Raw genomic sequence first — 12,183 nt, forward strand, 5'->3', positions numbered from 1 at the left:
AGCGATTCGAATGGCAGTGCACTTGAAAGCGGCGAAGAAGGCAAGAGCTTTCGATTTAAAAGACGTCACCGTGACGGGAGGGCCTTTCAAGCATGCTATGGATCTGAACAAAGCATATCTTCTGCAACTGGAGCCTGACCGGCTGTTGGCGAGATTCCGCGAATATGCGGGTCTCGAGCCGAAAGCGCCGCAGTATGAAGGCTGGGAATCCATGAGCTTGTCCGGGCATACGCTCGGGCATTACATGTCGGCTTGCGCAATGATGTGCGCCGCGCTCGGGGACGATTCGTTTAAAGAACGGACGGACTACATCGTCGACGAATTGGAAATATGCCAAAATGCGCACGGAGACGGATATGTTTCGGCGATTCCGCGCGGAAAAGAAATGTTTCTCGAAGTGTCGTCGGGCGATATCCGGTCGAAGGGCTTCGACTTGAACGGGGCATGGGCTCCTTTATATACGATACATAAATTGCTGGCCGGGCTGCGCGATTCATTCAGGTTAGCGGGCAACCCGAAAGCGTTGGGCGTCGCCGTCAAGCTGTCGGATTGGCTGGCGCGCATATTCGCGCCGTTAACGGATGAGCAAATGGAACAAATGATGCTCTGCGAATACGGCGGAATGAACGAGGTGCTGGCCGATCTTTACGCCGATACCGGCAATGAAGCGTACTTGAAGCTGGCCGAACGGTTTTGGCACAAGCTCGTGTTGGACCCGCTTGCGGACAAGACGGATTGCTTGCCGGGCAAACACGCGAACACGCAAATCCCGAAGCTGATCGGTCTGGCCAAACAATATGAATTGACGAATGACGCCAGGAGAAAGGAAACGGCGGAATTTTTCTGGGAGCGTGTCGTGCGCCATCATTCCTATGTCATCGGGGGAAACAGCTTCGGCGAATATTTCGGCGAACCGGACACGCTGAACGACCGGATCGGGCCGCATACGACGGAAACTTGCAACACATACAACATGCTCAAGCTGACGAGGCATCTATTTGAGTGGAACGCTTCGGCGCTAGAGGCGGATTACTTCGAGAGGGCGTTGTTCAATCATATTTTGGCGTCGCAGGATCCGAAGGAAGGAGGCGTCTGTTATTACGTTTCCTTAGCGATGGGCGGGCGCAAAGATTACAATAACAAGTTCGAAGATTTCACCTGCTGCGTCGGCACCGGGATGGAAAATCACGCAAACTACGGAAGCGGCATCTACTTTCATCAAGAAGACCGGTTGTTCGTCAATCAATTCATTCCGTCCGTACTTCGGTGGAACGACAAGCAAGTGACCGTGACGCAAGAGACGAACTATCCGGAGGAGGACACGATCTCGCTGCAAGTGAACTGCGGGGCTCCGGCGGCGTTTACATTATGTGTGCGATATCCGTCTTGGGCTCCGGTGGAAGGCGTATCGGTGAAAGTGAATGAAGAGGCAGTGGAGGTGCACGCTCATCCGGGAAGCTTCATTGAGATCAACCGGGTATGGATGGACGGAGATCGTGTGCGCGTTGCCATCCCGATGGAGCTGCGTCTGGAATCGATGCCGGACAACCCTAATCGGATTGCGGTGATGTACGGACCGCTGGTTTTGGCGGGAGAATTGGGGCCGCTCGATGACCCGGATGCAAAGAGCCATCTGTTTACGCCGGTCATGATCGTAAAGCATAAACCGCTTTCGGAGTGGCTGGAGCCGATTCCGGGGCGGACGGCAACGTTCCGGACGAAAGGCGCCGGCCATCCTCGGGATATAACGTTGTACCCGTTCTATCGCATGCATGACAAGCTTTACTCGGTATATTTCGATCTGTTTACGCCGGAAGAGTGGGCGCAGGCGGAAATACAATACCGGCGAGCGCGTGAAAGGCTGCTGCTCTTGGAGAACTGCACGATCGATTACGCGCAGCCGGGTGAGATGCAGCCCGAACGGGATCATAACTTCCAAGGCGATGTGACAAGGGTCGATGAATTGTACAATCGTCCTTGCAGGGTTGCGGGCATGGACGGATGGTTTTCCTTCGACATGAAAGTTCAACCCGGCGTCGAAACGCTTCTCGTGGCGACCTACACGTCGGCTAAAGAGATGAATAATATCGGGTTTGATGTTATTGTCGGCGGAATGAAGGTCGAGGAGGTTGCGGGCGGATTTCGCGAGAGCGATGTGTTCTACAATGTGAATTATCCGGTCCCGGGGGATACGGCAGCGAAGGATGACGGAACGGTTGCCTTCGAGTTCAAAGCGTATCCGGGCCACCGGGTAAGAAGGGTGTTCGGCTTGCGGACGGTTAATAAGAAGGAGTATGAAAAGCTCGGATTGTCATTGAAAAATGATGCGGAGGTGAGCGGCAGTTGAGCGTTCGGCGATTGGAGAAGTTAAGGAGCAAGTTCGACGAGCTGCAGGTGGACGGCATGTTGATCGCAAGCCCGCACAACCGCCGGTATATGACGGGCTTTACCGGAACAGCCGGAGTCGTGCTCATTACCCTTGACGATGCGGCATTGATTACGGATTTCCGCTATACGGCGCAGGCGGAGGAGCAGGCGGCCGCGTTTCGGACGATCCGGCAAGGGGTCAAATTGTCGGAAACCGTGAAGGAAACGGCTGTTGCTATGGGGATCGAGCGGCTTGGCATCGAGAAGCATTTAATAACGCTGGATACATTTTTGACTTATGAGGAAGAGCTGAAGGGAATCAGGTTGGTGCCGGTGAAGGATGTCGTTGAATCGCTTCGAAACGTGAAGGACGACGACGAAATCGCTTTGATAAAGAAAGCCGCCGGTTTGGCGGACAAAGCGTTCGAGCATATATTGACCCGCGTCCGTCCCGGGGTGCGGGAGAGGGAAATCGCCGCGGAGCTTCAATATTATATGCAGACGGGCGGCGCCTTCGGCTTCGCCTACAGCATGATAATCGCATCGGGGGAGCGTTCGGCGCTGCCGCACGGGGTGGCCAGCGATAAGCGGATCGGGAACGACGAGTTTGTCACCATGGATTTCGGCGCGAATTATGAAGGCTATTTATGCGATTTGACGCGAACCGTATTTGTCGGCAAGCCGTCAGAGAAGCATAAGGAAATATATAATATCGTGCTGGAAGCGAATATGACGGTGCTGGAGCGGATCCGGCCCGGGATGAGCAGCAAAGAGGCGGATTCGCTCGGCCGCGATGTCATTGGAAAGTACGGTTACGGCGACTATTTCGGCCACGGCTTGGGTCACGGCTTCGGTTTGGAAATTCACGAGAATCCTTTTATGTCGCAGCAGAGGGAGACGGAGCTTTTGCCCGGCATGGTCCTCACTGTGGAGCCGGGAATATATATTCCCGGTTTCGGCGGCGTACGGATCGAAGACGATATTTTGCTGACGGAAACCGGAGTCGAAGTGTTGACCCGTTCGGATAAATCGCTTATTTGTCTGTGATCGGTACTTCCAGGCGGTTGCCGGTTGGAGGGAGGAATTGTCTTGAGTAAGCGGAATGGAGGATGTGAGTATGTTCCATCAAGCATTGCAGTTGGGACAGCAGTTGAACGCGAAGCTGCACATGACGCCGGAACTGCGGCAGTCGATCGAGCTTCTTCAGCTTTCCGCCCAGGAGCTGGCGGCCTTTCTTCAGGAGCAATCGTACGAAAATCCGTTGATTGAGATCGAGTGGAGTATTGCAAGCGACGGCGGAAGCAGGAAAAACGTTCGGAAAAGTTCCTTCGGTGACCGCAGCGATGACCCCTGTTTTGCAGTGCCCGACGATGTCGATATGACTTTGGAGCGGTGGGTGAGCCGGCAGCTTAGATTGATACCGTATTCGCGCGATGTGTACAGAGCCGTTATGTATTTGGCTGGCAATTTGGACGATTCGGGCTATTTGGACGTGCCGCTTTCGCAAGCGGCCTCGGACTTGAAGCTGCCGGAGGCGGTAGTTGCAGAAGCGTTGGGGCTGTTGCAATCGTTCGATCCGCCTGGCATCGGCGCGAGAGATTTGCGGGAATGTTTGGCTCTCCAAATTCGGTGGGACCCGTCCGCTCCCCCTCTCGCATACCAGATAGCGGTTCGGCACTTACCGGATTTGGCGAAACGCCGCTACGAAAGTATTGCAAGAGCGCTGGGGGCGGAATTGTCCGCAATCGAGGAGTCCGCCGCTTACATTCGCCGGTTGAACCCGAGACCGTGCATCTCGATTGCGCCCGGACGACTCCAGAATATCACAGTTGACGCTTATGTACGATTGGAAGATGACGGCCGAATTGCGGTCGCTTTGAACGAACGCGTGCTGCCGAAGGTGTCTGTCAGGCACGACTATGTGCTGCACTTCCGGCAAGATGGGGCTGCATACGCCGAATACTTCCAACGCTTTATGAAATCGGCCAACCGGTTAATCGACGGCCTGGAACAGCGCAATTCCACGCTTTTGGAAGTGATCGCCGCCATCGTGGAATTGCAGAGAAACTTCTTTGCGGAAGGGCGTACGCGGCTCGAGCCGCTTACCTTGAAGCAGGTCGCGGAGCGGATCGGCAAGCACGAATCGACTGTCAGCCGGACGGTGAAGAACAAAGCGATCCATACGCCGCGGGGCGTGGTCGAATTGAAGCGGTTTTTCGGCGGCGGGCTTGAGACGGACGGGGGGGAATGCGTATCGGCGGAGTCGGTGCGCGAACGCATCAAACAATTGATCGATGGCGAAGATAAGCGTTTCCCGTTGTCCGATCAACAAATTTCACGGCTGTTGGCCGGTGAAGGCATCCGCATTTCCCGCAGGACGGTCGCGAAGTACCGCGAGGAAAAGCGGATCCTCGCCGCAGCCTTGCGGAGGGTCGGCCGCGAAACCCGGTAAAGTGAAATTTCTGCCCCCTGCGAAATTTGCGGCTGCAACCGAAAAGGCCGAGAGAGGAGTTCGCTACTGAGCTCCATTCTCGGCCTGAAATTCAGCCCACAACCGTTCCATTGCCGCCCGCCCTTCCGAGATGCGGTCATGGAATTGGATCGGCGCTTCCTCCCTGATCCGCCGGACCGAAGCGACCGCATCGGCCAAACGGTCCCGAACGGACAAATCTTCCGGCGTACGGTCGAACATAATCGAATAGCCGGCGACATAGCCCTGAGCCATGGCAACTTTCGCGCTTTCTATTCCTGTGATGTTGCCTGCAACGTACAGCCCTTGCAGCGGAGTTTGCATTCGCTCGCTATGCAACGGAACGCGGCCGCCCAGCTCAGGGACGTGCCGGAACGGACAGCCGGCGACGGACGCAAGCTCCGCCAACGGATATAAGCCGCCGGAAACGCAGACGAAGTCGGCGGCAAGCTCGCGAACGCTGCCAGGGAGCACTTCGCCTTCCGGATTCACATCCGCAACACGCACGCCGCTCACTTGCCGATCCCCCACGATTTCCACGGCGGCTTTGCGTAGCTGGACGGGAATCCCCCAAACTGTAACGCCTCTCTTCGGATAAAAGCGCACCGCCGTTTTCTTCAAGAAGGATGATTTCAATAAATTGCCGCCTATACGCATCCATGAGGACGGCGCCATGTGCGCGGCTCCGGCGAGCGTATCCATCACGCGATGGGGGGATGCCGATTCCGGGTGCAAAATCCGGTTCGGCGCCAGTACCATGGCCGACAGCTCGATCCCGCAAAGCTGAAGCTCGCGGGCGATCGCGAACGAAAGAATGTTGATACCGATGATGATCCCTTTGCTGCCGGGCTTAACCCTATGAACGTTCGCCATCACTTGCGCCGCACCAACCGTCATGACCCCGGGTAGCGTCCAACCGGGCAAGCTTACGGGAAGCTCCGAGGCGCCTGTGGCAAGCACCACGCTGCGCGCCGCAATCACTTCCTTCGATGTATGTACAATCCAACCGGGTTCCGAACGCTGCAAATCATAGACGGAAACGCCAAGCTCGATTTGCACCCCGGCCCGTACGGCGCGCCCGGTCAATTCGTCCCCTTCCGCCATGCCGTTCCACCATTTGCCGTCTTTCTCCTGATGGAGCTGTCCGAGCAGCCTCCCGCCCGGTTTCATAAACTCATCGATAACCTTGACCTTACACCCGTGATCGGCGCACACAATCGCTGCGGCCAGCCCGGCCGGTCCGGCGCCGATAATGACGACATCGGTCATTCCGAACGTCCCCCCTTCTTCAATGGGGCCGGCAGCGTTCGTCCTTCCCGTACGTCCATTCCGTCTTCAATCGTCGTGAGACAAGCGCGCACGCCGTCAACTCCGTTCAATGTAACCCGGCATTCCATGCAGTGGCCGATATTGCAAAATATTCCCCGCGGAGTCCCCGTTTCTTCATGAAATCGCAGCGTTCGGACACCTTCCGCCAATAGCGCCGCAGCGACCGTTTCCCCTTCATATCCCCGGACAGCCGTTCCATTATAAAAAAACGAGATTTCCCTGCGCTGCGGCAGCTGTCCTAGAACGGGATGATGAACGATTCTTCCTCCGCTCATTTACCGTCACCGCCAAGCGTATGAAACGAAACCGGGCGAACCGGCGGCTGGTAAACAAGCGGTACGTCATCCCGCTGCGAAATTCCGTTCACATGCCTCGCAATCGTTTCTATAAATTCACGACAAGTTCGCCCGCCGCAGTACCCCATGCCCGCCCGCGTACGGAGCTTAAGCTCACGCGGCGAACACCGGTACCGCTCGGCCGTTTCCATCAGCTGCCTCAGCGTAACTTCCTCGCAGCGGCAAATGATCGTTTCGGTCTCATTCATGCTGGTTTATCTCTCCTTCTCTCTTTATGTGTCACCGTCACTTTGATAATCTGCAAGAATCGTGCCAAATATAATCGGGAGTTTGCCCCGGGATAGATAAGGCCGTGAATGTGTGGCATAATTTTTGCATGAGTTCAAGTAGTAATCCGGTTATTAAAAATGTCTGTCGAACGGGAGAATGGTCAATATGAATCAACAAAACCGATTGGGACGGTTAAAAGAGCGTTTATCGAACATGGGTATAGAAGGAGCGCTTGTGACTTCGCCGCTGAATGTTTACTATTTCACCGGATTTTACTGCGATCCGATGGAACGATTTCTGGCATTGTGGGTCGATATAAAAAAGGACGCGGATATACTGTTCGTGCCCGGTCTCGACGCGGAAGCGGCTAGAGCTTCGTCCGGAGTGTCGGGCATCGTGCCGGTCGGCGATACGGAGGATCCTTATGAAGTGTTGGCGAGCCGGACGGGAAGAAGCATCAAGACGCTTGGAATCGAAAAGAAACACATCAGCCAACATGCCTATGAGCGGATCGCCGCGGCGTTGGCGCCGGACACCGTATCCGAAATAGAGGACGCGATCATGTCGTTCCGGTTTCGCAAAACCGAAGAGGAGCTTGACCGGGTGCGCAAGGCGGTCCGTGTGGCGGAACAAGCGATGGAGCTCGGCGTGAAGCTCATTAAACCGGGGATGGCGGAGTTGGAGCTAGTCGCGGAAATCGAGTATCAAATTCGCGTATTGGGCGGCGAACGGCCGGCATTTGCCACCAGCGTGCTTGGCGGAGCACGCAGCGCAAATCCGCACGGAAAGCCGGCCGTATACCGCTTTCAACCGAACGATTACATATTGATAGATATGGGAGTATATCTTCAAGGATACTGTTCCGATATAACCCGCACGTTCCTGTTGGGCGAAGGCACGAAACAACAGCACGACATATACGAAACCGTGCTGGAAGCGAACCGCAGGGCGATTGAAGCCGTGAAACCCGGAGAACCGTTCTCCCGAGTCGATATAGCGGCACGGTCGCATATCGAATCGCGCGGATACGGCCCGTATTTCAATCACCGGGTCGGGCACGGCTTCGGGATTGAAATCCATGAGCCCCCTTCCGTCCACGGACAGGCCGATTCGCTTATGGCGCCCGGCGCATTGTTCACGATCGAACCGGGCATTTATGTGCCGCAGACAGGCGGGGTGCGCATAGAGGACGATGTGTGCATTCATGAGGACGGCCGCGTGGAAGTGCTGACGCGATACCCGAAGGAGCTGATAAGGCTGCCGGTGTAACCGTTAGCCGTCAGGCTTCATGCCCAGCTTTTCCATCTTATTGTACAGCGTCGCCCGGGAGATGCCGAGCCGCTTCGCGGCGGCTTTCCGGTTGCCTTTCTCCAGCTCGAGCGCCTTCTCGATCGTTTGTCTTTCCGTCGCGTTGCGCTCTTCAACCAATGAATGCTGTGCACCCGGCGCGGGCGCTGCGGTATCCGCCGGCTGCCCGTCTCCGGATACCTGGTGCGGCAAGTCGTCCCGCTTGACGGTCCCGTCGGATGCGAGAACGACGAGCCGCTCGATCGTGTTGCGCAGCTCCCTCACATTGCCCGGCCATTCGTACTGAAGCAGCGCCTCGATGACTTCATGCGGGAAGTGCTCGACGAAGCGGTTGTACCGGACCGAAAATTCCTGAACAAAGCCGTGTATGAGCTCCAATAAGTCGTCTTTGCGCTCCCTCAAAGGAGGAATATCGATCGAAATGACGTTCAGGCGGTAATACAAATCTTCGCGAAACTTCCCTTCCTTCACCATCGCAAGCGGATTCCGGTTTGTCGCCGCGATAATGCGGCAATCCGCTTCCATGAGCCGGGACCCCCCGACCGGATAATAATTGCGTTCCTGCAGCACGCGCAGCAGCTTCGCTTGCATCTCCAAAGGCATTTCCCCGATTTCGTCCAAAAACAGCGTCCCGCCCCGGGCCGCCTCGATTTTCCCCTTCTTCCCTCGTTGATCGGCACCCGAAAAAGCCCCCTTCTCGTACCCGAACAGCTCGCTCTCAAACAAGGCGGAGGGTATCGCGGCGCAGTTAATGGCGACAAAAGGAGCCGAAGGCTGCTCCCGCACGTCGTGAATCGCCCTTGCGAACAATTCCTTCCCGACTCCGGATTCGCCGAGCAAGAGGACGGTCGCCTGTGTTTTCTCCAGTTTTCTGATCGTCCCCATCACGTTCCTGATCGGTTTGCTGTTTCCCTTGATCGCGCTGAACGGATCCTTCCCGGGCGTCAACCGCGCGATATCCTGTTCGAGACGCTGTACCTTGGAAGACATCTGGAACAGCTCGCGGTTCAACCGGACTTGGCTCGTAATGTCGACCTCGGAAGCGACGGCTCCGATAATTCGGTCGTTAATGCGAACCGGAATCGCATTGATGAGGACGACGCGGTCGGGCTCGGGTTGATGCTGTCGTCTGCGGACCGATTCACCGGTTTTCAACGTTTTTAACGTCTGGATCATCTCCGGAGGAAAAAACGCCGACATCGGTTTGCCGAGAATATCTTCTTGCCGGATGGAAAACAGCTGCTCCGCGCCGGACGACCAAATGACGGTATTTCCTGATTCGTCCACGGCTGAAAGGGAAGCATCCAGCGTTTCTATAACGGTTTCAAAATATGACTCCAAATACCGGTACGATTGAAAAAGATCGAAAGAGAGAGAGGAGGAGGACAAGTATCCCAGAGGGCCTGCACCTCCGGTCACCAAAACCGTGTCCAACTCGCGAAGCGCAGCGACAAAGTCGGATAAAGAGGCGCTCTCATCTATCGCCGCGGAAGGCGTCCATGGAAGTTGTTCCTTCTCCGTCATATTCTCCGCGATAGAAAAAGGCAGGAAAACCAGTCGGCCGCCTGATTCCTTGAATACCGGAGATCGGGAGGTCATTTGTTGTTTCCCGGGGACATTTTTGCCAATCGGCTGAACCGGCTCACCCTCTTTGAAATAGAGATAGTCTCTTTGAATAAGCTCTTTAACGGCCGGCAACGGCAACCGCAATCGCATACGTGCGCCCCCTCCCGACAGAAGACGGAAAATTTTGTCTATTTTATTATACACCGTGTCCATACAGTGTGTATGATTTTTTAGACACATTGATTTCGCATCGGTTCCGCATGACGGGCAAACGACTTGGCACGGTTCTTGCAACGTTATGTTACGAGGGGATCGCCAGGAAAGGGGGATTTCATGGAGAGGATCGGAAGCACGGAAATCGCCGTCATCGGCGGAGGGATCGTCGGATGCTCCATCGCTTATTTTTTGGCCAGGGGCGGATTCTCGGTCACCGTTATTGAAAGAGGAGAAATTGCCGGCGGTACGTCCTCCCGGTGCGACGGCAACATATTGGCGATCGACAAGGATCCGGGATTTGACAGCCAAATGTCGCTAAAAAGCCAAAGCATCATCGCCGAGTTGAGCAAGGAGCTGGAGCATCCGTTCGAATACCGGGCCCCTGGCAGCATACTGGTATGCGAATCGGATGAAGAGATGGAGGCCGCCAAGCTGTGGGTGGAGCGTCAACGGGAATACGGGCTGCCGTTTCGCATGTTGGACCGAAGCGATATTCGGCAGGAATCGAAATTTTTTGCCGACAATTTGCCGGGAGGATTGGAATGCGCAAGCGATTCGACCGTCAACCCGTATATGCTCACATACGCTTTGGCGGAAGGAGCCAAGAAGGCAGGTGCTTCCTTTAGGCTGAACTCCGAAGTGAGAGGGGTATCGCATGAGCGGGCGGCCGGCGGAACGTTCACGATTTCGACCGATAGAGGCGATATAAAAGCGAACAAAGTGATCAACGCCGCCGGAGTCTGGGCGCCGGCAATCGGACGTATGATCGGGATCGACATTCCGGTGCTGCCGAGGAAGGGACATCTGATCGTCGCTTCCCGCCAAGTTCCCGTCGGCATGCGGAAGGTTATGGAGTTCGGCTACCTTATGTCCAAATTCGGAGGAACGCGGAAGGTCGATCCGGAAACGGAGAAATATGGAGTGGCTCTAGTATTCGAACCGACAGAAAGCCAAAACTTCCTGATCGGCAGCAGCCGGCAGTTTGCAGGCTTCAATACGCGGGTGAGCATGGATGTAATCCGGTGTATGGCGAGACGGGCGCTCCGTTTCTACCCGGACATCGGGGATTTCCATCTCATTCGCACTTATGCGGGATTGCGGCCGTGGACGAAGGACCACCTGCCGATCATATCGCGCGTGGAGGAGATTCCGGGATTTTATATAGCGGCAGGCCACGAAGGGGACGGCATCAACTTGGCGGCCATCACAGGGAAGCTCATGCATGAGCTCGTTTCGGAACAGGAACGGACTTCGGTGCCGGTCGAGCCGCTTCGATGGAACCGGTTCATGGCTGCGGGAGGCGAGATAATTTGAAAACGAACCGCGTGTTCTATACCGTGGACACGCATACCGGGGGTAATCCTACAAGAACGGTGCTGCGCGGACTTCCTCCGCTTCAGGGAAGCACAATGGCGGAAAAGATGCTGCATATGAAGGCGGAATACGACTGGATACGAACCCTTCTTATGTACGAACCGAGGGGGCATGATGTCATGTCGGGCGCCTTGCTGGTCGATCCTTGCCGGCCGGATGCCGACATTGGGGTGATTTATATCGAAACGGGCGGCTATTTGCCGATGTGCGGACACGACACGATCGGCTTATGCACGGCGCTCGTGGAAACGGGAATGGTCGATGTTCAGGAGCCGTTGACGCGCCTGAAGCTGGATACGCCGGCCGGCCTGGTGGAAGCGGAGATCACGGTCGAGAACGGGAAGGCAGTGCAAGTGTCGTTCTGCAACATTCCTTCTTTTTTGTATGCAAGCGTCGAGTTAGAGATAGACGGCAAAATCATCGCATGCGATATCGCTTACGGAGGCAACTTTTACGCGATCGCCGATGCCCGGGCTTTCGGTCTGGAGCTCGTTCCGTCCGAAGCTTCCCGCATCATTGACTGCGCCGTTCGCTTGCGGCAAGCCGTCAACCGCACGCTGGAGGCGGTACATCCGGAAGCGCCGTATATTCGCGGCGTTACCCATGTGGAATTTTTCAGCAGTCCGACGCACCCCGAGGCCGACGTGAAAAACACCGTCGTCGTTCCGCCGGGAGGCATTGACCGCTCCCCGTGCGGAACGGGTACGTCGGCGAAACTAGCCGCTATGTTTGCCAAAGGGCGGATCGGGCTCGGGGAGCCGTTCGTGCATGAAAGCATTGTCGGATCCTTGTTCAGGGGACGTGTTTTAAGCCGGACCCAAGTCGGGCCGTTGGACGCGGTCGTGACGCAAATTTCCGGAACCGCTTGGCTGATGGGCACGCATACCTTCTTTGCCCACGAGGATGACAATCTCAATCGCGGCTTCCTCTTGATCCCTCCGATGGAAGGCCATTAGGCAAACAAAGTGAATCGGGAACCGGATGGAA

At 55.9% G+C, this 12,183-nt stretch carries 10 protein-coding genes; 6 read left to right on the forward strand and 4 right to left on the reverse strand.

All coding sequences use genetic code 11. The features are described from left to right. Nucleotides 1-10 precede the first annotated feature (10 nt). The 3 genes from JET16_RS11295 (at nucleotide 11) to rpoN (ending at nucleotide 4,819) form a co-directional block, all read left to right on the forward strand. A complete protein-coding gene (locus JET16_RS11295) occupies nucleotides 11-2,347 on the forward strand; it encodes a glycoside hydrolase family 127 protein (RefSeq protein ID WP_199615959.1) in 2,337 nt (778 codons plus the stop codon). Beyond that, nucleotides 2,344-3,414 (forward strand): M24 family metallopeptidase, encoded by a 1,071-nt coding sequence (locus tag JET16_RS11300; protein ID WP_199615960.1) that lies wholly within the window; start codon nucleotides 2,344-2,346, stop codon nucleotides 3,412-3,414. Before JET16_RS11295 ends, JET16_RS11300 begins: the two co-directional genes overlap by 4 nt. Before the next feature lie 70 nt (nucleotides 3,415-3,484). Beyond that, nucleotides 3,485-4,819, forward strand: a complete 1,335-nt coding sequence (gene rpoN / locus JET16_RS11305) for an RNA polymerase factor sigma-54 (protein ID WP_199615961.1) — start codon at nucleotides 3,485-3,487, stop codon at nucleotides 4,817-4,819. A 63-nt stretch (nucleotides 4,820-4,882) separates the two neighbouring features. Here the strand turns inward: rpoN and JET16_RS11310 are convergent, their stop codons facing one another. The 3 genes from JET16_RS11310 to JET16_RS11320 are packed head-to-tail and all read right to left on the reverse strand — an operon-like array spanning nucleotide 4,883 to nucleotide 6,710. Next, nucleotides 4,883-6,106: an NAD(P)/FAD-dependent oxidoreductase gene (locus JET16_RS11310; RefSeq protein ID WP_199615962.1), complete on the reverse strand. Its 1,224-nt coding sequence runs from the start codon at nucleotides 6,104-6,106 to the stop codon at nucleotides 4,883-4,885. After that, the gene (locus JET16_RS11315; protein ID WP_199615963.1) at nucleotides 6,103-6,441 is read right to left on the reverse strand and encodes a (2Fe-2S)-binding protein; all 339 of its coding nucleotides are present in this window, start codon (nucleotides 6,439-6,441) and stop codon (nucleotides 6,103-6,105) included. The genes JET16_RS11310 and JET16_RS11315 overlap by 4 nt, the downstream gene beginning before the upstream one ends. Further along, complete coding sequence (locus JET16_RS11320; RefSeq protein WP_199615964.1) at nucleotides 6,438-6,710, reverse strand: (2Fe-2S)-binding protein; 273 nt, start codon at nucleotides 6,708-6,710, stop codon at nucleotides 6,438-6,440. The genes JET16_RS11315 and JET16_RS11320 overlap by 4 nt, the downstream gene beginning before the upstream one ends. A gap of 187 nt (nucleotides 6,711-6,897) precedes the next feature. Between JET16_RS11320 and JET16_RS11325 the strand changes: the two genes are divergently transcribed. Beyond that, complete coding sequence (locus JET16_RS11325; protein ID WP_199615965.1) at nucleotides 6,898-8,001, forward strand: M24 family metallopeptidase; 1,104 nt, start codon at nucleotides 6,898-6,900, stop codon at nucleotides 7,999-8,001. A 3-nt stretch (nucleotides 8,002-8,004) separates the two neighbouring features. On the opposite strand, the gene JET16_RS11330 is transcribed toward JET16_RS11325, so the two are convergent. Further along, entirely contained in the window at nucleotides 8,005-9,756 is a 1,752-nt protein-coding gene (locus JET16_RS11330) for a sigma-54 interaction domain-containing protein (RefSeq protein ID WP_233531407.1), read from the reverse strand. A 183-nt stretch (nucleotides 9,757-9,939) separates the two neighbouring features. On the opposite strand from JET16_RS11330, the gene JET16_RS11335 reads away from it, so the two are divergent. After that, the gene (locus tag JET16_RS11335; protein WP_199615967.1) at nucleotides 9,940-11,136 is read left to right on the forward strand and encodes an NAD(P)/FAD-dependent oxidoreductase; all 1,197 of its coding nucleotides are present in this window, start codon (nucleotides 9,940-9,942) and stop codon (nucleotides 11,134-11,136) included. Further along, complete coding sequence (locus JET16_RS11340; RefSeq protein ID WP_199615969.1) at nucleotides 11,133-12,152, forward strand: proline racemase family protein; 1,020 nt, start codon at nucleotides 11,133-11,135, stop codon at nucleotides 12,150-12,152. The genes JET16_RS11335 and JET16_RS11340 overlap by 4 nt, the downstream gene beginning before the upstream one ends. Nucleotides 12,153-12,183: the final 31 nt, after the last annotated feature.

Origin of the sequence: Paenibacillus alkalitolerans, from assembly GCF_016482785.1 — a bacterium.
Taxonomy (GTDB): Bacteria; Bacillota; Bacilli; order Paenibacillales; family YIM-B00363; genus Paenibacillus_AE; species Paenibacillus_AE alkalitolerans.

Excerpts from the sequence above, each read along its gene's own strand:
- JET16_RS11310 (WP_199615962.1), bottom strand. The coding sequence starts at position 6,106 with ATGACCGATGTCGTCATTATCGGCGCCGGACCGGCCGGGCTGGCCGCA.
- rpoN (WP_199615961.1), top strand. The coding sequence starts at position 3,485 with ATGTTCCATCAAGCATTGCAGTTGGGACAGCAGTTGAACGCGAAGCTG.
- JET16_RS11295 (WP_199615959.1), top strand. The coding sequence starts at position 11 with ATGGCAGTGCACTTGAAAGCGGCGAAGAAGGCAAGAGCTTTCGATTTA.
- JET16_RS11320 (WP_199615964.1), bottom strand. The coding sequence starts at position 6,710 with ATGAATGAGACCGAAACGATCATTTGCCGCTGCGAGGAAGTTACGCTG.
- JET16_RS11315 (WP_199615963.1), bottom strand. The coding sequence starts at position 6,441 with ATGAGCGGAGGAAGAATCGTTCATCATCCCGTTCTAGGACAGCTGCCG.
- JET16_RS11335 (WP_199615967.1), top strand. The coding sequence starts at position 9,940 with ATGGAGAGGATCGGAAGCACGGAAATCGCCGTCATCGGCGGAGGGATC.
- JET16_RS11330 (WP_233531407.1), bottom strand. The coding sequence starts at position 9,756 with ATGCGATTGCGGTTGCCGTTGCCGGCCGTTAAAGAGCTTATTCAAAGA.
- JET16_RS11325 (WP_199615965.1), top strand. The coding sequence starts at position 6,898 with ATGAATCAACAAAACCGATTGGGACGGTTAAAAGAGCGTTTATCGAAC.